Genomic DNA, 20,247 nt, shown 5'->3' on the forward strand with positions numbered 1-20,247 from the left:
GGTCTTGAGTTTCAGCGATCTTGACGGGTGTCACGCGGGGGCACATCGCACACATCAATGCGCTTCGCAGCCCAGCGCTCGTAAAGCCCGATGGACACGTCGGCTCCGGCCATCGCTGTCAGACAGCCAAAGGCGCAAGCCGCCCAGATCGACACGCCGGCGGCGTACAGCAGCATGATGGCCGAGACCCCGCAGACCATGCAGGCCCCGGAACGCAGGGCCAGGCGTCGCAGCAGTGACCAGCCGCGAGCGCCGTCCTTGTCGGCGCGCCACATTTCGCCGGACACCCCGCCCACCAGGGCAAGGACGATGACGAGCCAGATCGGCATGTCCAGCAACGCTAATTGCTCGTTTGTCATGTCACGCCTCCGGGACTGATTGATGAGGGGTTCTCTAAAACGGTGTTTTCTTGAAGTGCCTGATGGAAGGCAGAAGTCCATTCATAGTGTTTGTCCGACCGCGGTCTCTGCCCGCCGGATAACTGCTTCTGGTGCTTTACGCTGCACACCCGGGTCAGTTGCCAACCCTCTGAACTGTTGAGGCCGGTTCATCGCTGCCTTTGTGATGGAATTGAAAACTTCGTGTCGAGCCGCTTTGTTGAGTGGCTTGAGACAAAGAATATGCATTGATGCATATACAGTCAATGCGCAAATGCATTTATATGTACACATTTAATGCACTGATGCATTAAATCCCCGCAATCAAAGGCTCCGGTGGTTTTTGGCAGGCGAAAAAAACCCGCTCGATGGCGGGTTTTATCTGACGGTGGCGAGGTTAACGGGCGTACATGCCCCACCAGAAGACGTGACCAAGGATGACGATCTGCTCTTCCTGGATTTCCTGGAAGGTGTAGTCCTCGTCCGGGTGTTCATCGCGATTGAAGCTGCGCAGGCGAATGCCGGTCGGCAGGCGATAGAGCTGTTTCACCCGCAACTGGCCGTTATGATTGATTGCATAAAGGTCGCCATCAACAATGTCGCCAATCCCGCACTTGCCGGCGTTCACGCCTACGGTGGCGCCATCGCGCAGCACCGGCAACATGCTGTTGCCGCGCACCGTCACGCATTTGGCCTGGTCGAACTGCACGCCGTTGTGGCGCAAGCTGCGCTTGCCGAAGCGCAGGCTAGAGCGCTCGCTCTCTTCGATGACGAATCTCCCTGATCCAGCAGCCAATTCAACCTCGCGAAGAAAGGGAACCGACACCTCGTCGTCATCGACGGGTGTATCGTCGTCCCACAGACTTATGTCCTTGAGTTCGGAATGTGATTGATTGCGCCCGGCAGTGGCAGTCGCCGACACATCCGTACGGCCGCGCAACTGATCAGTGCTCACGGTGAAGTACTCGGCGATCTTCGAGATGTGTTTATCCGAAGGATCGACGATCTTCCCGCTGAGGATCCGCGAGAGCGTGGATTGAGGCACGCCGGTGCGACGGTGAAGCTCCGTGGGGGAGATCCCGTGTTGATCAAGCAGTGCTCTTAAGACGGTAGAAACGTTGCGTTTTTGCATAACGCGCATAGTGCTTGTTCTTTTCGCCGATGACAAATGCTGTATTGCATAATCCGTGCATATCCTGCGGAAGTGTGCCGCAGGGCTTTCATGCCTGCGTCGGGCGGACCGCCCATGGTAATCTTGCGCCCATCGCGGAAAAGCCGGGCCGATGCCCCTCCTTTTGCCCTACACCTTTCAACGAGTTTTCCTGAATTTCCGATGAATAAAGCCATCTCCGATCTGTCTTCCCACACGCCAATGATGCAGCAGTACTGGCGCCTGAAGAACCAGCACCCTGACCAGTTGATGTTCTACCGCATGGGCGATTTCTACGAAATCTTCTACGAAGACGCGAAGAAAGCCGCCAAACTGCTGGACATCACCCTGACCGCCCGCGGGCAGTCGGCGGGTCAGGCGATTCCGATGTGTGGGATTCCTTACCACGCCGCGGAAGGTTACCTGGCGAAACTGGTCAAGCTCGGCGAGTCGGTGGTGATTTGCGAGCAGGTCGGTGATCCGGCGACCAGTAAAGGGCCGGTGGATCGTCAGGTAGTGCGGATCATCACGCCGGGTACGGTCAGTGATGAAGCGCTGCTGGATGAGCGTCGGGACAACTTGATTGCTGCGGTGCTGGGTGACGAGCGCCTGTTCGGCCTGGCCGTGCTGGACATCACCAGCGGCAATTTCACGGTGCTGGAAATCAAGGGTTGGGAAAATTTGCTGGCGGAGCTGGAGCGGGTCAATCCGGTCGAGTTGATGATCCCGGACGATTGGCCAAAAGACCTGCCGGCGGAAAAACGTCGTGGGGTTCGTCGCCGCGCGCCGTGGGATTTCGAGCGCGACTCGGCGCTGAAAAGTCTGTGCCAGCAGTTTTCCACCCAGGACCTTAAAGGTTTTGGTTGCGAGAACCTGACTCTGGCCATCGGCGCTGCCGGTTGCCTGCTCAGCTACGCCAAGGAAACCCAGCGCACCGCCCTGCCGCATTTGCGCAGCCTGCGTCATGAGCGTCTGGATGACACTGTGGTGCTGGACGGCGCGAGCCGTCGCAACCTGGAACTGGACACCAACCTGGCCGGTGGCCGCGACAACACCCTGCAATCGGTGGTCGATCGCTGTCAGACCGCCATGGGCAGCCGCTTGCTGACCCGTTGGTTGAACCGCCCGCTGCGGGACCTGACCGTGTTGCTGGCGCGTCAGACTTCGATCACCTGCCTGCTCGACGGCTACCGCTTTGAAAAGCTGCAACCGCAGCTCAAGGAAATCGGCGACATCGAGCGGATTCTGGCGCGGATCGGCCTGCGCAACGCCCGCCCTCGCGACCTCGCTCGTCTGCGCGATGCGCTGGGTGCCTTACCTGAATTGCAAGTGGCGATGACTGAGCTGGAAGCGCCGCACATTATTCAACTGGCCAAGACCACCAGCACCTACCCGGAACTGGCGGCGCTGCTGGAAAAAGCCATCATCGACAACCCGCCTGCGGTGATCCGTGACGGCGGCGTGTTGAAGACCGGTTACGACAGCGAACTCGACGATCTGCAATCGCTCAGCGAAAACGCCGGGCAGTTCCTGATTGATCTGGAAGCACGCGAGAAAGCCCGCACCGGCCTGTCGCACCTGAAGGTCGGTTACAACCGCATTCATGGCTACTTCATTGAGTTGCCGAGCAAACAGGCCGAGTCCGCGCCCGCAGACTACATCCGCCGCCAGACGTTGAAGGGAGCCGAGCGTTTCATTACCCCGGAACTCAAGGCGTTCGAGGACAAGGCCCTGTCGGCCAAGAGCCGTGCCCTGGCCCGCGAAAAAATGCTCTACGAAGCCCTGCTCGAAGACCTGATCGCCCAGTTGCCACCGCTGCAGGACACCGCCGCTGCGCTCGCCGAACTGGACGTACTGAGCAACCTCGCCGAACGGGCGCTGAACCTCGACCTGAACTGCCCACGTTTCGTCGACGAGCCCTGCATGCGCATCACCCAGGGTCGTCACCCGGTGGTCGAGCAAGTGCTGAGCACGCCCTTCGTGGCCAACGACCTGAGCCTCGACGACAACACGCGCATGCTGGTGATCACCGGTCCGAACATGGGCGGTAAATCCACCTACATGCGTCAGACCGCGTTAATCGTGTTGCTCGCGCATATCGGCAGCTTCGTGCCGGCGGCCAGTTGCGAACTGTCCCTGGTCGACCGGATCTTCACCCGGATCGGTTCCAGCGATGACCTGGCGGGCGGCCGCTCGACTTTCATGGTTGAAATGAGCGAAACCGCGAACATTTTGCACAACGCCACCGAACGCAGCCTGGTGCTGATGGACGAAGTCGGTCGCGGCACCAGCACCTTCGACGGCCTGTCCCTGGCCTGGGCAGCTGCCGAGCGACTGGCACACCTGCGCGCTTACACGCTGTTCGCCACCCACTATTTTGAACTGACGGTGTTACCGGAGGCGCAACCGCTGGTGGCCAACGTTCACCTCAATGCCACCGAGCACAACGAACGCATCGTGTTCCTCCACCATGTGCTGCCTGGGCCAGCCAGCCAGAGTTACGGCTTGGCTGTAGCGCAACTGGCCGGCGTGCCCAGTGAAGTGATTGTGCGGGCTCGCGAGCATTTGGGTCGCCTGGAAGCCACTGCCCTGCCCCATGAAGTTCCTGCGCCTGCGAAGGGCAAACCGGCCGCGCCGCAGCAAAGCGACATGTTCGCCAGCCTGCCGCACCCGGTGCTGGATGAATTGACCAAGCTCAATCTGGATGACATGACGCCGCGCCGTGCGCTCGAAATGCTCTATACACTAAAGAACCGGATCTAACGCACTTGCCTGCAAGCTGTTAGAATCTCGCGCGGTTTGGGATGCTGCTGGCTAATAGCCTGGCCAGCAGACTATCGCTCCCGAACCTGGCGACCCCAACGTGAAGGGGCTCCGCTGCCGCCGCCTGAGGAGAAAATTAGAAATGACCTTCGTCGTCACCGACAACTGCATCAAGTGCAAGTACACCGACTGCGTAGAAGTGTGTCCGGTGGACTGCTTTTACGAAGGCCCGAACTTCCTGGTGATTCACCCGGATGAGTGCATTGACTGCGCACTGTGCGAACCAGAATGCCCGGCCGTGGCCATCTTCTCCGAAGATGAAGTGCCAGCAGAAATGCAGGAATTCATTCAGCTGAACGTTGAACTGGCCGAAATCTGGCCCAACATCACTGAGAAGAAAGAATCGATGCCAGACGCTGAAGAGTGGGATGGCGTCAAAGGCAAGATCAAAGACCTCGAACGCTGATTTTCCGCGCGTTCCCGAAAAGGCCCCTAGCGGGCCTTTTTGCTTTTCTACAGGCAAAAAAAGGGGCGGTTTGACCCGCCCACATTTTTTCCCTATTCCCTGTATTCCTTTTCATCGTCCTGATGAATCGCTCCTGCGATGTCCGTTCCCCTCTTCCTTGAAGGGCGTGTCTGTCCGTCGACACAGTTCAGATACTAGAGGGTTCCCTGTCAGGTGCAATTGACCGGGATCGTCAAAAACGTTTGTCATATGCTTTTAACAAAAACAAATATGTATATAAATCATGAAGATAGAGTTTTTCACGTAAGAAGATGGACGACGACTGCCGTGTAAAAATAACGAACACCTACGAAAGAGTAAGCAATGACTTACAGCGCGAGACTACAAACCCTCCGCAATCCCCGCCCACCTTGCAGGCAATAAAAAACCCCGAGTCAGTCGAGGTTTTTTACTACCAGTTGGGCCGATCGCTTATTGAAACAGCGACTCGCTCGACAGGCCATTTTTCTCGAGAATCTCCCGAAGACGCTTCAGGCCTTCCACCTGAATCTGTCTGACCCGTTCCCGGGTAAGGCCAATCTCCAGGCCAACGTCTTCAAGCGTGCTGCTTTCGTGACCGCGCAAGCCGAAGCGACGTATAACCACTTCGCGTTGCTTGTCGGTCAACTCCGACAGCCACTGATCAATGCTTTGGGACAGGTCGTCGTCCTGCAGCAGCTCACAAGGGTCGGTTGGACGGTCATCAGTCAGGGTGTCCAGCAGGGTTTTATCCGAATCCGGACCGAGCGAGACGTCGACCGAAGAAACCCGCTCGTTCAAGCCGAGCATGCGCTTGACCTCGCCCACTGGTTTTTCCAGCAGGTTGGCGATTTCTTCGGGTGAGGGTTCATGATCGAGTTTTTGCGTCAGCTCCCGTGCCGCCCGCAGGTACACGTTCAACTCCTTGACCACATGGATCGGCAACCGGATGGTCCGGGTCTGATTCATGATCGCGCGCTCGATGGTCTGACGAATCCACCAGGTTGCGTAGGTCGAAAAACGGAAGCCGCGTTCGGGGTCGAACTTCTCCACTGCCCGGATCAGGCCGAGGTTGCCCTCTTCGATCAGGTCCAGCAGCGACAGCCCACGATTGACGTAACGCCGGGCGATTTTCACCACCAGCCGCAGGTTGCTTTCAATCATGCGCTTGCGCCCGGCCGGATCGCCACTTTGCGACAAGCGCGCAAAATGAACTTCTTCTTCCGGGGAGAGCAATGGGGAAAAGCCGATTTCATTGAGGTACAGCTGCGTCGCATCAAGTGCCCGCGTGTAATCAATGTATTTGTGCTGTTTTAACGAAGCGGAGTGTTTGGATTTAGCACGAACGGAAGGTGGAGCTGCCCCTTCATCATTCGACATCGAATCCGTGGCGATGCCGGTCTCCATCAGGAGAACCTCATCGTCGATGTCAAACTCCGGCACTTCTTTACTGAGAGCCATTGTTATAGTCCTTTTGGTGAGTTCGACCTCAAGCTCAAGCGGCGCCTTTATCCTTGGCAACGCTGGAGCCTGTCCCCTCTACGTGACGGAACAGGCTGGCTAACAAATCAACGACGTGGCAGGAATTGCAGCGGATCTACAGGTTTACCTTGGCGGCGAATCTCAAAATGCAGTTTCACCCGGTCTGTACCCGTTGACCCCATTTCGGCAATTGTCTGTCCGACTTTGACCTGCTGCCCCTCCCGAACCAACAACCTGCGGTTATGTCCGTAGGCACTGACGTAGGTTTCGCTGTGTTTGATGATGACTAATTCGCCGTAGCCCCTTAAGCCACTCCCGGCGTATACCACCGTCCCATCAGACGCAGCTAAAACAGGCTGTCCCAAATCTCCGGCGATATCAATTCCTTTATTCAAACTGCCGTTTGAGGAGAATTTTCCAATCAGAATGCCATTAGATGGCCATCCCCAGCCGGTCGGGGCCGGGCCGGCAGGAGGCAGTGGAGCGGGTGCAGGTTTGTTGGCGACGGACGGTGCAACCACCGTGGTACTGGTAGTTGCGCCATTCGGCTGGCGCCGGATTACCGTGGTTTTCAGCGACGACGAAGGCGTTGAATCGGTGGTACTCGCGACCGCTGTCGGCGTTGATCCGGTGCGACCATCAAAGCGAATTATCTGACCCGGATGGATCGTATAGGGTGTAGGAATGTTGTTCCGTGCGGCGAGGGCTTTGTAGTCCCAGCCGTAGCGAAAAGCGATCGAGAACAGCGTGTCTTTTGGCCGAACCACATACTGGCCCGTCGTCGTTGCCGGACGTTGGGGGGCCGCGTTGTTGCGATCGACGACGCCTACGCTACTCGATTTGGTGCTGGAGCAACCGACCAGCAAGGTGCTCAAGACAAGGCCAGTCACCAGGCGCTGAAAGCTCGTTGTACTCATACGCTGCGCAATGACTGTGAGACTCACCCGCCGCTCCCTTTGTGGTGGCTGAAATTGTGGATTGCCGTGTTCCGGCTCGAGATGTCGCAAGTATAACGGGCCGAACAGGCTTTACCTTTAATGAAGCGAATTCGCTCCGCGCACACGTTTGCTGACTGACGATAAATACCGTTTAACCAATCGATGCCGCTGTAAGACACAGCTAATCGAAGAGAATTCAGCGCGCCAAAACAAATGCTCAGGCCAGTGGCCCGTTGAGTAATGGCACGAATCGAACCGCCCCCAGAACACGTCGGGAAAAGCCTTGCTCTTCACGAATGATCAGCATCAATTGCTGCACCTCGCCGGAGCCGACCGGGATGACCAGGCGCCCTCCCGGAGCCAATTGATCGAGCAATGCCTGCGGCACATCAGTGGCCACTGCCGTGACGATAATGCCGTTGTAAGGCGCCAGTGCCGGCCAGCCCTCCCAACCATCGCCCCAACGAAACACCACGTTGCGCAGGTTCAGCTCCACCAGGCGTTCCTTGGCCCGATCCTGCAAAACCTTGATGCGCTCCACCGAGAATACCCGCTCGACCAACTGCGACAGCACGGCCGTCTGGTAGCCCGAGCCGGTGCCGATTTCCATCACCTTGTCCAACGGACCTGCTTCCAGCAGCAACTCGCTCATGCGAGCCACCATGTAAGGCTGGGAGATGGTCTGGTTGTGTCCGATAGGCAGTGCCGTGTCTTCGTAAGCGCGATGCGCCAGCGCCTCGTCGACGAACAAGTGACGCGGTGTACGGCGAATGACCTCCAACACCTTCGCGTTGGATACGCCTTCTTCATATAGACGCTGAATGAGGCGCTCGCGGGTCCGCTGAGAAGTCATGCCGATGCCACGGCGCAGCATATCGTCTTGTTCACGAGACATTAGCGCAGTCCCTCCAGCCAGCCATCGAGACTTCCGAAGGCATCGTTGAAGGTGCGATCCAGTTGCAGCGGAGTGATCGAAACATAGCCCTGCATGACCGCATGGAAATCGGTGCCCGGGCCGCCATCTTCAGCATCCCCGGCGGCGGCGATCCAGTAACCGGATTTGCCACGCGGATCGACCACTTTCATCGGCGCCGCCGCACGGGCGCGATGCCCGAGCCGTGTCAGCTGGATGCCGCGGATATGGTCCAGTGGCAAATTGGGAATATTCACATTCAGCACCGTGCGTGGCGGCAGGTCGAGATCGCCATGGGCTTCGACCAGCTTGCGTGCAAAGTAGGCAGCTGTGGGAAGGTTCTCTACTTGTCGTGAGACCAACGAAAAGGCAAATGACGGCCGCTCGAGGAAACGCCCTTCAAGGGCTGCTGCCACGGTGCCGGAATACAACACGTCATCGCCCAGGTTGGCGCCCAGGTTGATCCCCGAGACGACCATGTCCGGCTGGCGTTCAAGCAAGCCATTGAGGCCCAGGTGCACGCAATCAGTGGGTGTGCCGTTCAGGCTGATAAAGCCGTTGGCCAGGGTTTGCGGGTGCAACGGACGGTCGAGCGTCAGCGAGCTGCTGGCGCCGCTTTTGTCCTGGTCCGGGGCGATAACCACGCATTCGGTGTAATCCGCCAGCGCAGCATAAAGCGCGGCGAGACCGGGTGCGGTTACCCCATCGTCGTTAGAAATCAGAATACGCATGGGCTGTCCGTCTGCCCCACCGGCACCAGATCAACAAGCTCGCGCACCAATACGGTGGCAAAGCATCCGGCCGGGAGGACGAATTCCAGTTGCAGAATGTCAGGCTCGGGATAATGCCACGTCAACCCGCCAATGGGCAGCCGCAGGATGCGACGTTCGTGGCTCATACCGGCGTTAATCAACCAATCTCGCAAGTCCGCTTCGCGAGCGGCGATGTCCTGCTCCAGTGCATGGACAACGCCGGTCGCCGGCGAGTCACCTTCGCCCCACTGCGGGCCGGTCGGATGCAAGTCGAGAATCGCCAGTCGCGGGTCGCTGCACTCCGCTTCACCGGCCGGGAAAAAGCTGCGGCTGTCGGTGAAGGCCAGCAGATCGCCGACCAAGGCTTGCTGCCACGTTCCGTCGGCGACACGCGCCGCCAACACCTGATTGAACAGAAAACTGCGCGCCGTCGAAAGCAGGCGCGAACGCACGTTGCGCTGCTCCGGCAACGCCTTGCGTGCCGCCCAGGCACGGGCATCGACCACGTTGCCGCCGTCAAAACCGAAACGCTGGGCGCCGAAATAATTGGGAATACCTTGCTTGGCGATCAGTTGCAGTCGCTCTTCAATCGCGGCTTTGTCGCCAGCGAATTGCGTCAGTCGCAACGTGAAGCCATTGGCCGAGTGAGCGCCACGTTGCAGCTTGCGTTTGTGCCGACCAGTCTTGAGGATCTTCAGCGTGTCGTTTTCCGCTGCCGACAAATCCGGATCAGCCTTGCCCGGCAACTGCACGCTGAACCATTGGCGCGTCAGCGCCTGACGGTCCTTGAGCCCGGCATAGCTGACCGTACGCAATGGCACGCCCGCTGCCTTGGCAATCCGCCGTGCCGCTTCCTCGGTATTCAGCCCGCGCTTTTCCACCCAGATCCACAAATGCTCGCCATCACCGCTGAGGGGGATGTTGAGCACTTCATCGACCTGAAAATCTTCTGCCGTGGCTTTCAGAACAGCGGTGCCGAGAGCGTCACCATAGGCCCGCGGGCCCAGCAATTGCGATTCGTTCATGCGCGCAGCAACAAGGCAACGGAGTGCACAGCAATGCCTTCTTCGCGACCGACAAAGCCAAGCTTTTCGGTGGTGGTAGCTTTCACGTTCACTTGATCCAACTCAACTTGAAGATCCGCGGCAATCAGCGCGCGCATCGATTCGATATGCGGGGCCATTTTCGGCGCCTGGGCGACGATGGTGTTATCGACGTTGCCGACTTTCCAGCCCTTGGCGTGGATCAATGCGACGACGTGACGCAACAGCACGCGGCTGTCGGCGCCCTTGAATGTCGGGTCGGTGTCCGGGAAATGTTTGCCGATATCACCCAACGCGGCCGCGCCGAGCAAGGCATCGCTCAAGGCGTGCAGCAGGACGTCACCGTCGGAGTGAGCGAGCAGCCCGAAGCCGTGTGCAATGCGCACGCCGCCCAGAGTAATGAAATCGCCTTCAGCGAAACGGTGCACATCATAGCCGTGGCCAATACGCATAAAAAAACGCCCCGATTTTTGTCAGGGCGTGATTCTACCTGCTTTGTCGAACATTAGGCGCCTAGAGCGCGCGCATGATGTTGCAAGTGTTCGTCGATGAAACTGGCGATGAAGAAATAGCTGTGGTCGTAGCCCGGTTGCAGACGCAACGTCAGCGGATGAGCGGCCAATTTTGCCGCCTGTTGCAAGGCTTCAGGCTTGAGCTGGGTGGCGAGGAAATCGTCGCGATCACCTTGGTCGACCAGCAACGGCAGCTTCTCGTCAGCCTCGGCGATCAGCGCGCATGCATCCCATTCGCGCCACTTCGAACGGTCTTCGCCCAGGTAACGAGAAAAGGCCTTCTGACCCCACGGGCAGTCCATCGGATTGTTGATCGGCGAGAACGCCGACACCGACTGATAACGCCCCGGATTACGCAACGCACAAACCAGCGCACCGTGGCCACCCATGGAGTGACCGCTAATGCCGCGCTTGTCCGACGCCGGGAAATGAGCTTCAACCAATGCCGGCAATTCCTGCACGACATAGTCATGCATCCGATAGTGACGCGACCAGGGTTCCTGCGTGGCATTCAGATAAAAACCGGCACCGAGACCGAAGTCCCAGGCGCCATCCGGGTCACCCGGTACATCAGGACCACGCGGGCTGGTGTCCGGCGCGACGATGATCAAACCCAGTTCGGCAGCCATGCGCAGTGCGCCGGCCTTGTGCATGAAGTTTTCGTCGGTGCAGGTCAGGCCGGACAACCAGTACAGCACCGGCAGCTTGCCACCCTGCTCCGCTTGCGGCGGCAGGTACACGGCAAAAACCATGTCGCAGCCGAGCACGTCGGAGCGGTGCCGGTAACGTTTGTGCCAGCCGCCGAAGCTTTTCTGGCAGGAGATATTTTCCAGGCTCATGGCCGACCTCAGAAATGGATGACGGAACGGATGCTCTTGCCTTCATGCATCAGGTCGAACGCCTTGTTGATATCTTCCAGGCCCATGGTGTGAGTGATGAACGTGTCCAGCGGAATTTCGCCGGTCTCGGCCATTTCGACGTAGCTTGGCAACTCGGTACGGCCACGCACGCCGCCGAACGCGGAACCGCGCCAGACGCGACCGGTGACCAGCTGGAAGGGACGGGTCGAGATTTCCTGGCCGGCACCGGCGACACCGATGATCACCGACTCGCCCCAGCCTTTGTGGCAGCACTCAAGGGCGGCGCGCATCAATTGCACATTGCCGATGCACTCGAATGAGAAGTCGACGCCACCATCGGTCATGTCGACGATGACTTCCTGGATCGGACGGTCGAAGTCTTTCGGGTTCACGCAGTCGGTTGCACCCAGTTGCTTGGCGATCTCAAATTTGGCCGGGTTGATGTCGATCGCAATGATGCGTGCAGCCTTGGCTTTTACCGCGCCAATCACCGCCGACAGACCAATCCCGCCGAGGCCGAAAATGGCCACGGTATCACCCGGTTTCACCTTGGCCGTATTCAGCACCGCGCCGATGCCGGTGGTGACACCGCAGCCCAGCAGGCAGACTTTTTCCAGTGGCGCTTCTTTAGCAATTTTGGCGACAGAAATTTCCGGCAACACGGTGTATTCGGAAAACGTCGAAGTGCCCATGTAGTGGAAAATCGGCTGGCCCTTGTAGGAAAAGCGCGAAGTGCCATCCGGCATCAGGCCTTTGCCCTGAGTCGCGCGAATCGCCTGACACAGGTTGGTTTTGCCCGACAGGCAGAATTTGCACTGGCGGCATTCCGGGGTGTACAGCGGAATCACATGATCGCCGACTGCCACCGAGGTCACGCCCTCGCCGATCGCTTCAACCACCGCGCCACCTTCGTGACCGAGGATCGACGGGAAGATACCTTCCGGATCAGCACCAGACAGCGTGTAGGCGTCGGTATGGCAGACACCGGAGGCAACCACACGCAGCAGAACTTCACCGGCCTTGGGCATGGCGACATCGACTTCGACGATCTCGAGGGGTTTCTTGGCCTCGAAGGCAACGGCAGCGCGCGACTTGATCATGTGGTTTCTCCAGTGGATAAAAACGAGACGAAGAGTGTAATACACGGCCTTACAGTGAATAATCAGGACAAAAGCAAAACATTATTGCCATACAGGGATAATCAACGATGGCCGAAAGCCGCTGGGAAGGGATCGACGAATTCGTCGCCGTGGCTGAATGCAGTCAATTTACGGCCGCAGCGGAACGTCTCGGGGTTTCTTCTTCCCATATCAGTCGACAAATCGTACGCCTTGAAGAGCGCCTGCAAACGCGTTTGCTCTACCGCAGCACCCGCCGGGTCACGCTGACCGAAGCCGGGCAAACCTTCCTGCAGCATTGCCAACGCCTGCAAGACGGTCGCGAAGAAGCCTTGCGCGCAGTGGGCGATTTGACCAGCGAACCCAAAGGCATGCTGCGCATGACCTGCGCCGTGGCGTACGGCGAGCGCTTCATCGTGCCGCTGGTGACGCGCTTCATGGGGCTTTACCCACAGCTGCGTGTCGACATCGAACTGAGCAACCGTCCGCTGGACCTGGTGCATGAAGGCCTGGATCTGGCGATCCGACTCGGTCGTTTGCAAGACTCAAGGCTGGTCGCTACCCGTCTGGCACCACGACGCATGTACCTGTGCGCATCGCCGTCTTACCTGGAACGCTATGGCCGGCCGCACAGCTTGTCGGAACTGAGCCGCCACAACTGCCTCATTGGCAGCTCGGACATGTGGCAACTGGAACAGAACGGGCGGGAATTTTCACAGCGGGTCCAGGGAAACTGGCGCTGCAACAGTGGGCAAGCGGTGCTGGATGCGGCGTTGCAGGGCGTGGGGTTGTGTCAGTTGCCGGACTATTACGTGCTGGAACATTTGAAAAGCGGCGCATTGATTTCGTTGCTGGATGCGCATCAACCGCCCAACACGGCGGTGTGGGCGCTTTATCCGCAGCAGCGGCATCTGTCGCCGAAGGTGCGCAAACTGGTGGATTATTTGAAGGAAGGGTTGGCTGAGCGGCCGGAGTATCGGAGCTAAAGTTGTTTCAGTGCCAGCTTTGTTGACTGAGCCACCGCTTTCGCGAGCAAGCCCGCTCCCACATTTAACCGAGTGTCTTCAGAAAGAATGCGGTCGAATGTGGGAGCGGGCTTGCTCGCGAAAGCAATCTACCAGACACCACAGCAGTCAGCGGCGATTCGCCCAACGCTGACGCAACCATTCAAGATCTTCAGGACGCGTAACCTTGAGATTATCGGATCGGCCTTCAATCAGACGCGGCGCCAGACCTGACCACTCCATCGCCGACGCTTCATCAGTGATCACCGCATCCGCCACCAGACTGTCAGCCAGCGCCCGATGCAAGGCGCCAAGGCGAAACATCTGCGGCGTATAAGCCTGCCAGATCACGCTGCGATCCACGGTTTCAACCACACGCCCATGCTTGTCGACCCGCTTGAGCGTGTCGCGCGCCGGAACCGCCAGCAACCCGCCGACCGGATCATCTGCCAATTCACTCAGCAACTTGTCCAGATCAGCACGACTCAGATTCGGCCGCGCAGCATCGTGCACCAACACCCAATCTTCATCATCAGCACCCAATGCATGCAAATGCAGCAACGCATTCAGCACCGACCCGGAACGCTCGGCACCGCCGTCAACCCGCTGAATTCGCGCATCGACAGCACACGCCAGGTTCGGCCAATAAGGATCATCAACAGCAAGACTGACCACTAACCCTTTCAGGGAAGGATGATCAAGGAAACAGCCGAGGCTGTGTTCGAGAATAGTGCGCCCGCCCAGTTGCAAGTATTGCTTGGGACGGTCGGCGGCCATACGGGCACCAACGCCCGCGGCAGGAATCACGGCCCAGAAGGCCGGTAACGGGGAATTCATCGAGCCAACTGGTAAAGGGTTTCACCGTCCTTGACCATGCCCAACTCATGGCGAGCCCGCTCTTCAACGGTCTCCATGCCTTTTTTCAACTCACCGACTTCGGCGTCCATGACCCGATTGCGCTCGAGCAACCCTTCGTTCTCGGCCTGTTGATCCTTGATCTGCTGAGTCAGCTCAGCCACTTGCGCCAGACTGCCATTACCCACCCACAGGCGGTATTGCAGGCCAGCCAGCAACAAGAGCAAGACGAGGAACAACCAATTGGGACTGCGCATCGAATATCAGGTTTCCAGTGAAAAAAGACAGCCATGCAAAAACATTGAAGCTTCTGATAGCACGAAGCCTGGAAAATCCAGGCTTGTGCTTATAAGGCATCAGATTAGTGGCAAATTCATCGCTGTAGCGACTTTTCCGACACAATCCGGTGTCTTTTTACCAGCAATCGCTCAACCGCGGAACTCGGCGCGACCGTTGTACTTGGCTTTGCCATTCAACTGCTCTTCGATACGCAGCAGTTGGTTGTACTTGGATACGCGGTCGGAACGGCACAGGGAACCGGTCTTGATCTGGCCAGCCGAGGTGCCCACAGCCAGGTCGGCGATGGTCGAATCTTCGGTTTCGCCGGAGCGGTGCGAGATCACGGCGGTGTAACCAGCGGCCTTGGCCATCTGGATGGCTTCCAGGGTTTCGGTCAGTGTGCCGATCTGGTTGAACTTGATCAGGATCGAGTTGGCGATCTTTTTATCGATGCCTTCTTTCAGGATCTTGGTGTTGGTCACGAACAGGTCGTCGCCAACCAGTTGGACTTTCTCGCCGATTTTGTCGGTGAGGATTTTCCAGCCAGCCCAGTCGGACTCGTCCAGGCCATCTTCGATCGAGATGATCGGATAACGCTCGGTCAGGCCTTTGAGGTAGTCAGCGAAACCTTCAGCGGTGAACACCTGGCCTTCGCCGGACAGGTTGTATTTACCGTCTTCGTAGAATTCGCTAGCGGCACAGTCCAGTGCCAGGGTCACGTCGGAGCCCAGCTTGTAACCGGCGTTGGCCACCGCTTCGGAGATCACTTTCAAAGCGTCTTCGTTGGAAGCCAGGTTCGGCGCGAAACCACCTTCGTCACCGACAGCAGTGCTCAGGCCACGGGCCTTCAGCACAGCTTTGAGGTGATGGAAAATTTCGGTGCCCATGCGCAGGCCTTCCGAGAAAGACTTGGCGCCAACCGGCTGAACCATGAATTCCTGGATGTCGACGTTGTTATCGGCGTGCTCGCCACCGTTGATGATGTTCATCATCGGAACCGGCATCGAGTAAACACCCGGGGTGCCGTTCAGGTTGGCGATGTGAGCGTACAGCGGCAGGTCCTGGTCCTGTGCTGCTGCCTTGGCCGCGGCCAGGGAAACGGCGAGGATCGCGTTGGCGCCCAGGGAGCCTTTGTTTTCAGTACCGTCGAGCTTGATCATCGCGTGATCCAGCGCTTTCTGGTCGCTTGGGTCCATGCCTTTCAACAGGTCACGGATCGGACCGTTGATGTTGGCCACGGCCTTCAGAACGCCTTTGCCCAGGTAACGGCTCTTGTCGCCATCACGCAGCTCGAGTGCTTCACGCGAGCCAGTGGAAGCACCGGACGGCGCGCAGGCGCTGCCGATGATGCCGTTATCGAGAAGCACGTCCGCTTCCACGGTGGGATTGCCACGGGAGTCGAGAACTTCACGACCTTTGATGTCGACGATTTTTGCCATTGTTGTAAACACTCCAAAGTTGACGAAAACGACGCAGCTAGAGGAAATCTTTTACCGTCGGCAAGTGAGGTGCAGCGGGCAGACTTGCGGACGATAAGGCTCAGGCCCGAGGGCCTGAGCAACAAATCGTGCGGTACTTTACCGGAGAATTGAGGATTACGCGGTTTCTACCGTCGGAAAACTCTTCACCAGTTCGTCCAACGCTTTGAGCTGGGCCAGGAATGGCTCCAGTTTGTCCAGACGCAAGGCGCAAGGGCCGTCGCATTTGGCGTTGTCCGGGTCCGGGTGGGCTTCGAGAAACAGGCCGGCCAGCGACTGGCTCATGCCTGCCTTGGCCAGATCGGTCACCTGGGCACGACGACCACCGGCTGAATCGGAACGACCACCGGGCATTTGCAGCGCGTGGGTCACGTCGAAAAATACCGGGTATTCGAACTGCTTCATGATGCCGAAGCCGAGCATGTCGACGACCAGGTTGTTGTAGCCAAAGCTCGAACCGCGCTCGCAGAGAATCAACTGATCGTTACCCGCTTCCACGCACTTGCTCAGGATGTGTTTCATCTCGTGCGGTGCGAGGAACTGGGCTTTCTTGATGTTGATCACCGCACCCGTCTTGGCCATAGCGACCACGAGGTCGGTCTGGCGCGACAGGAAGGCCGGCAATTGAATGATGTCGCAGACTTCAGCGACGACCGCGGCCTGGTCAGGCTCGTGGACGTCGGTGATGATCGGCACGCCGAAGGCTTGCTTGATGTCCTGGAAAATCCGCATGCCTTCTTCCAGGCCGGGGCCACGGTAGGAGGTCACGGAGGAACGGTTGGCCTTGTCGAAGCTGGCCTTGAATACATAAGGGATACCGAGTTTCTCGGTGACCTTCACATACTCTTCGCAGACCTGCATCGCCATGTCGCGGCTTTCCAGCACGTTCATGCCACCGAAAAGCACCATTGGCTTGTCGTTGGCAATCTCGATATCGCCTACGCGGATGATCTTCTGCGCCATCAGATTTATGCCTTCTTCTGGTGTTGAATCAATGCAGCTTTAACGAAACCGCTGAACAACGGGTGACCGTCGCGTGGCGTCGAGGTGAACTCAGGGTGGAACTGGCAAGCGACGAACCATGGATGATCCGGGGCTTCGACCACTTCAACGAGCGCGCCATCACCGGAACGACCGGAGATTTTCAGGCCGGCTTCCATGATCTGCGGCAGCAGGTTGTTGTTCACTTCGTAGCGGTGACGGTGACGCTCGACGATGACGTCTTTGGCGTAGCAGTCGTGCACCAGCGAACCCGGCTCCAGCAGGCAGTCCTGAGCGCCGAGGCGCATGGTGCCACCCAGGTCGGACGATTCGGTACGGGTTTCGACCGCGCCGGTAGCATCTTCCCACTCGGTGATCAGGCCCACGACCGGATGGCCGCTGGCACGATCAAACTCGGTGGAGTTGGCGTCTTTCCAGCCCAGCACGTTACGAGCGAACTCGATCACGGCCACTTGCATGCCCAGGCAGATGCCCAGGTACGGAACCTTGTTTTCGCGAGCGTACTGAACGGCGGTGATCTTGCCTTCCACGCCACGCAGACCGAAGCCGCCCGGTACGAGGATCGCGTCAACACCTTCCAGCAGCGCGGTGCCCTGGTTTTCGATGTCTTCGGAATCGATGTAGCGCAGGTTGACCTTGGTGCGGTTGCTGATGCCGGCGTGACTCATCGCTTCGATCAGCGACTTGTAGGCGTCCAGCAGTTCCATGTACTTGCCGACCATCGCGATGGTCACTTCGTGTTCCGGGTTCAGCTTGGCGTCAACCACCGCTTCCCACTCGGACAGGTCAGCGCTGCCGCATTGCAGGCCGAAACGCTCGACGACGAAATCATCCAGGCCCTGGGAGTGCAGAATGCCCGGGATCTTGTAGATGGTGTCGGCGTCTTCCAGCGCGATCACCGCACGTTCTTCAACGTTGGTGAACTGCGCGATCTTGCGGCGCGAAGAGATGTCGATCGGGTGATCAGAGCGGCAAACCAGCACGTCCGGCTGCAGGCCAATGGAACGCAGTTCCTTGACCGAGTGCTGGGTCGGCTTGGTTTTGGTTTCGCCGGCCGTGGCGATGTACGGCACCAGTGTCAGGTGCATCAGCATCGCGCGCTTGGCGCCGACTTCAAAACGCAATTGGCGGATCGCTTCCAGGAACGGTTGCGACTCGATGTCACCCACGGTGCCACCGATCTCGACCATCGCCACGTCGGCATCGCCGGCGCCCTTGATGATCCGGCGCTTGATTTCGTCGGTGATGTGCGGAATCACCTGGATGGTTGCACCCAGGTAGTCACCACGGCGCTCTTTGCGCAGCACGTGTTCGTAGACACGGCCGGTGGTGAAGTTGTTGTTCTGGGTCATGGTCGTGCGGATGAACCGCTCGTAGTGGCCCAGGTCCAGGTCGGTCTCGGCGCCGTCGTGGGTGACGAACACTTCACCGTGCTGGAACGGGCTCATGGTGCCCGGGTCAACGTTGATGTACGGGTCCAGCTTCAGCATGGTGACCTTAAGTCCCCGCGCCTCCAGGATGGCCGCCAATGAAGCCGATGCGATGCCTTTCCCCAATGAAGAAACAACACCGCCCGTGACGAATATGTAGCGCGTCATGAAAAACCCTAGAAGTCTGCGTTAAAGCGGTCCGAGCCGCCGGGGAAAGCGAAGGAAGGCCGAAGCCCCCGATCACCTGCATTAATCACAGTGCACCTTTCAAAAAAACCGCCGCGTTGGGACAGACCGGCAGATGAAACACCGGTACGTTGCTCGCTACACATTTTTTGGAATCGCCCAGCAAAGACTGCTTGGTAATCGGCAACTCCTGCAATTCAGGCGAATCCACAGAAGTTGTATCAAGAAGGGAGCGTAGTCTACCGGAAAGCCCCTTTCAGCTCAAACCTTGATCTTCGCCCGGTGGCTGCCAATGCAAATGCCACCCTTCCTGCCCACTGCCATTCAAGCCCTGTACATTGGCCACTGCCAGCAATTGCTCGCCGCGAAAGAGCAGCGGCAATCTGCCACGGGCGAAGCCTGGAACCCCGCGTTCATTGAGCAAACGCTTGAGGTCGCGGTGGCCGCGCTCAGGCAAATGCATGACCTCACCTCCCTCACGATAGCGGATTTGCAGCGGGCCATCGGGGGTTCGCCCGGTGAGCGTGAGCACTCCATTTTTCGGTAACGTCAGCGACTGCGAGGGATCGGTCCATTGCACGGCAGGCGGCGGATTGCGCAGCCAACAGCCCGACAGCCACCAGATACGCCCCGCCGAGCGATGCATTTCGCCATCCGCCAGCCGCCAGACCGGACGCGCATCACCGGTGGCGTCGCGCAAATTTTCCCAACCCGACCAATGGTCGCTGTCCGGCAAACGGGTCAGCGCTGCGAGCCAATGGCTTAGCGCATTGCGTTGGCGAGCGGCGGATCGTTGTAAAAGAGGAGCGAGCTCCAGAGAGGGCACGCCCAGCCAGTCGAAATCATTGACCGTCGTCGCTTCGACCAGATCGATTTGCGCCAGCTCATCCAGCAAGGCCTGCGCTTCGCTCAAGTGCGCGGCGCTGCGAGCCATGGTCGCCATCGCTTGCGGCCAGCGCTCGGTCAATACCGGGAACACCTGATGCCGCAAGTAGTTGCGCGAAAACTGCCGATCCTGGTTCGAAGGGTCTTCGATCCAGCTCAGTTGATGTTCTGCGGCATAGGCTTCAAGTTCGGCGCGACTGACGTCCAGCAACGGTCGCAGCAGATGGCCCCGGCCCAACGGACGAGTGCTCGGCATCCCCGACAAACCTCTCACCCCGGCCCCGCGCAACAGCCGAAACAACAGGGTTTCCGCCTGATCGTCACGGTGCTGGGCGGTCAGCAGCAGTTCATTGGCCTGAGTGGCTTCAACGAATACGCCATAGCGCGCATCCCGGGCGGCACGCTCAAGGCTGGCGCCAGGCTGAACCTGAACGTGAACCACCTGTAGCGGTACACCCAAGGCATCACAGACGGATCGGCAGTGTGCCGGCCACGCATCAGCCGCAGGCTGAAGGCCGTGATGGACATGGATGGCGCTGAGCGCGGGCACGGATTGAGCTTTTGCGAGGTGGGCAAGCAGGTGCAGGAGGACGGTGGAGTCGAGCCCACCACTGAAAGCGATGCGCCAGGCCGTAGCGTTGCGCCACGGTTTCAGATTCAGCAAAAGCCTGATGGGCAAATCAACCGTGAGCCGGTCCATAACTTTCCCTTTGCACAAATCAAATGTGGGAGCGGG

At 58.7% G+C, this 20,247-nt stretch carries 19 protein-coding genes; 3 read left to right on the forward strand and 16 right to left on the reverse strand.

The window, feature by feature from the left end; translation table 11 throughout:
• Nucleotides 1–11 precede the first annotated feature (11 nt).
• Together EAH78_RS05030 and EAH78_RS05035 are read right to left on the reverse strand one after the other, a co-directional pair.
• Nucleotides 12–359, reverse strand: a complete 348-nt coding sequence (locus EAH78_RS05030; protein WP_140666311.1) for a phage holin family protein — start codon at nt 357–359, stop codon at nt 12–14.
• Between the two features lie 415 nt (nt 360–774).
• The gene (locus EAH78_RS05035) at nt 775–1,509 is read right to left on the reverse strand and encodes a LexA family transcriptional regulator (protein WP_140666810.1); all 735 of its coding nucleotides are present in this window, start codon (nt 1,507–1,509) and stop codon (nt 775–777) included.
• A 213-nt stretch (nt 1,510–1,722) separates the two neighbouring features.
• On the opposite strand from EAH78_RS05035, the gene mutS reads away from it, so the two are divergent.
• Entirely contained in the window at nt 1,723–4,290 is a 2,568-nt protein-coding gene (gene mutS / locus EAH78_RS05040) for a DNA mismatch repair protein MutS (protein ID WP_193560070.1), read from the forward strand.
• 142 nt (nt 4,291–4,432) lie between these two features.
• Nucleotides 4,433–4,756 (forward strand): ferredoxin FdxA, encoded by a 324-nt coding sequence (gene fdxA / locus EAH78_RS05045; protein WP_140666315.1) that lies wholly within the window; start codon nt 4,433–4,435, stop codon nt 4,754–4,756.
• Between the two features lie 471 nt (nt 4,757–5,227).
• On the opposite strand, the gene rpoS is transcribed toward fdxA, so the two are convergent.
• From rpoS to EAH78_RS05085, 8 genes are all read right to left on the reverse strand, one after another.
• Nucleotides 5,228–6,235, reverse strand: a complete 1,008-nt coding sequence (rpoS, locus tag EAH78_RS05050; RefSeq protein ID WP_054047143.1) for an RNA polymerase sigma factor RpoS — start codon at nt 6,233–6,235, stop codon at nt 5,228–5,230.
• A 107-nt stretch (nt 6,236–6,342) separates the two neighbouring features.
• Nucleotides 6,343–7,200 (reverse strand): peptidoglycan DD-metalloendopeptidase family protein, encoded by an 858-nt coding sequence (locus EAH78_RS05055; RefSeq protein WP_140666317.1) that lies wholly within the window; start codon nt 7,198–7,200, stop codon nt 6,343–6,345.
• 211 nt (nt 7,201–7,411) lie between these two features.
• Nucleotides 7,412–8,047, reverse strand: a complete 636-nt coding sequence (locus tag EAH78_RS05060) for a protein-L-isoaspartate(D-aspartate) O-methyltransferase (protein WP_172901226.1) — start codon at nt 8,045–8,047, stop codon at nt 7,412–7,414.
• Nucleotides 8,048–8,088: 41 nt separating this feature from the next.
• Nucleotides 8,089–8,838 carry a 5'/3'-nucleotidase SurE gene (surE, locus tag EAH78_RS05065; protein ID WP_140666319.1) on the reverse strand — a complete coding sequence of 250 codons (750 nt, stop codon included), beginning with the start codon at nt 8,836–8,838 and terminating at the stop codon, nt 8,089–8,091.
• Nucleotides 8,826–9,884, reverse strand: a complete 1,059-nt coding sequence (truD, locus tag EAH78_RS05070) for a tRNA pseudouridine(13) synthase TruD (protein WP_140666321.1) — start codon at nt 9,882–9,884, stop codon at nt 8,826–8,828. The genes surE and truD overlap by 13 nt, the downstream gene beginning before the upstream one ends.
• Entirely contained in the window at nt 9,881–10,354 is a 474-nt protein-coding gene (gene ispF, locus EAH78_RS05075; RefSeq protein ID WP_010462780.1) for a 2-C-methyl-D-erythritol 2,4-cyclodiphosphate synthase, read from the reverse strand. The genes truD and ispF overlap by 4 nt, the downstream gene beginning before the upstream one ends.
• A gap of 53 nt (nt 10,355–10,407) precedes the next feature.
• On the reverse strand, nt 10,408–11,253 hold the full coding sequence (fghA, locus tag EAH78_RS05080) for an S-formylglutathione hydrolase (RefSeq protein WP_140666323.1): 846 nt from the start codon (nt 11,251–11,253) through the stop codon (nt 10,408–10,410).
• An 8-nt stretch (nt 11,254–11,261) separates the two neighbouring features.
• Nucleotides 11,262–12,374: an S-(hydroxymethyl)glutathione dehydrogenase/class III alcohol dehydrogenase gene (locus EAH78_RS05085; RefSeq protein WP_027924991.1), complete on the reverse strand. Its 1,113-nt coding sequence runs from the start codon at nt 12,372–12,374 to the stop codon at nt 11,262–11,264.
• 107 nt (nt 12,375–12,481) lie between these two features.
• On the opposite strand from EAH78_RS05085, the gene EAH78_RS05090 reads away from it, so the two are divergent.
• Nucleotides 12,482–13,378, forward strand: a complete 897-nt coding sequence (locus EAH78_RS05090; RefSeq protein ID WP_140666325.1) for a LysR substrate-binding domain-containing protein — start codon at nt 12,482–12,484, stop codon at nt 13,376–13,378.
• Between the two features lie 147 nt (nt 13,379–13,525).
• On the opposite strand, the gene ispD is transcribed toward EAH78_RS05090, so the two are convergent.
• From ispD to tilS, 6 genes are all read right to left on the reverse strand, one after another.
• Complete coding sequence (gene ispD, locus EAH78_RS05095) at nt 13,526–14,233, reverse strand: 2-C-methyl-D-erythritol 4-phosphate cytidylyltransferase (protein WP_140666327.1); 708 nt, start codon at nt 14,231–14,233, stop codon at nt 13,526–13,528.
• Complete coding sequence (gene ftsB / locus EAH78_RS05100) at nt 14,230–14,508, reverse strand: cell division protein FtsB (RefSeq protein WP_027924988.1); 279 nt, start codon at nt 14,506–14,508, stop codon at nt 14,230–14,232. Before ftsB ends, ispD begins: the two co-directional genes overlap by 4 nt.
• A gap of 171 nt (nt 14,509–14,679) precedes the next feature.
• Entirely contained in the window at nt 14,680–15,969 is a 1,290-nt protein-coding gene (gene eno / locus EAH78_RS05105) for a phosphopyruvate hydratase (RefSeq protein WP_140666329.1), read from the reverse strand.
• A 156-nt stretch (nt 15,970–16,125) separates the two neighbouring features.
• Nucleotides 16,126–16,971, reverse strand: coding sequence for a 3-deoxy-8-phosphooctulonate synthase (gene kdsA, locus EAH78_RS05110; protein WP_007949350.1), 846 nt, complete (start codon nt 16,969–16,971; stop codon nt 16,126–16,128).
• Nucleotides 16,972–16,976: 5 nt separating this feature from the next.
• Nucleotides 16,977–18,608 (reverse strand): CTP synthase, encoded by a 1,632-nt coding sequence (locus tag EAH78_RS05115; protein WP_046029209.1) that lies wholly within the window; start codon nt 18,606–18,608, stop codon nt 16,977–16,979.
• Nucleotides 18,609–18,882: 274 nt separating this feature from the next.
• Entirely contained in the window at nt 18,883–20,211 is a 1,329-nt protein-coding gene (gene tilS, locus EAH78_RS05120; RefSeq protein WP_140666331.1) for a tRNA lysidine(34) synthetase TilS, read from the reverse strand.
• Nucleotides 20,212–20,247: the final 36 nt, after the last annotated feature.

Origin of the sequence: Pseudomonas arsenicoxydans (genome assembly GCF_006438915.1) — a bacterium.
Lineage (GTDB): Bacteria > Pseudomonadota > Gammaproteobacteria > Pseudomonadales > Pseudomonadaceae > Aquipseudomonas > Aquipseudomonas arsenicoxydans_A.

Bases quoted from the DNA above. Each gene is read 5' to 3' on its own strand.
- EAH78_RS05030 (WP_140666311.1), bottom strand. From the start codon at position 359: ATGACAAACGAGCAATTAGCGTTGCTGGACATGCCGATCTGGCTCGTC.
- EAH78_RS05035 (WP_140666810.1), bottom strand. From the start codon at position 1,509: ATGCAAAAACGCAACGTTTCTACCGTCTTAAGAGCACTGCTTGATCAA.
- fdxA (WP_140666315.1), top strand. From the start codon at position 4,433: ATGACCTTCGTCGTCACCGACAACTGCATCAAGTGCAAGTACACCGAC.
- rpoS (WP_054047143.1), bottom strand. From the start codon at position 6,235: ATGGCTCTCAGTAAAGAAGTGCCGGAGTTTGACATCGACGATGAGGTT.
- EAH78_RS05060 (WP_172901226.1), bottom strand. From the start codon at position 8,047: ATGACTTCTCAGCGGACCCGCGAGCGCCTCATTCAGCGTCTATATGAA.
- surE (WP_140666319.1), bottom strand. From the start codon at position 8,838: ATGCGTATTCTGATTTCTAACGACGATGGGGTAACCGCACCCGGTCTC.
- truD (WP_140666321.1), bottom strand. From the start codon at position 9,884: ATGAACGAATCGCAATTGCTGGGCCCGCGGGCCTATGGTGACGCTCTC.
- ispF (WP_010462780.1), bottom strand. From the start codon at position 10,354: ATGCGTATTGGCCACGGCTATGATGTGCACCGTTTCGCTGAAGGCGAT.
- fghA (WP_140666323.1), bottom strand. From the start codon at position 11,253: ATGAGCCTGGAAAATATCTCCTGCCAGAAAAGCTTCGGCGGCTGGCAC.
- EAH78_RS05085 (WP_027924991.1), bottom strand. From the start codon at position 12,374: ATGATCAAGTCGCGCGCTGCCGTTGCCTTCGAGGCCAAGAAACCCCTC.
- EAH78_RS05090 (WP_140666325.1), top strand. From the start codon at position 12,482: ATGGCCGAAAGCCGCTGGGAAGGGATCGACGAATTCGTCGCCGTGGCT.
- ispD (WP_140666327.1), bottom strand. From the start codon at position 14,233: ATGAATTCCCCGTTACCGGCCTTCTGGGCCGTGATTCCTGCCGCGGGC.
- ftsB (WP_027924988.1), bottom strand. From the start codon at position 14,508: ATGCGCAGTCCCAATTGGTTGTTCCTCGTCTTGCTCTTGTTGCTGGCT.
- eno (WP_140666329.1), bottom strand. From the start codon at position 15,969: ATGGCAAAAATCGTCGACATCAAAGGTCGTGAAGTTCTCGACTCCCGT.
- kdsA (WP_007949350.1), bottom strand. From the start codon at position 16,971: ATGGCGCAGAAGATCATCCGCGTAGGCGATATCGAGATTGCCAACGAC.
- EAH78_RS05115 (WP_046029209.1), bottom strand. From the start codon at position 18,608: ATGACGCGCTACATATTCGTCACGGGCGGTGTTGTTTCTTCATTGGGG.
- tilS (WP_140666331.1), bottom strand. From the start codon at position 20,211: ATGGACCGGCTCACGGTTGATTTGCCCATCAGGCTTTTGCTGAATCTG.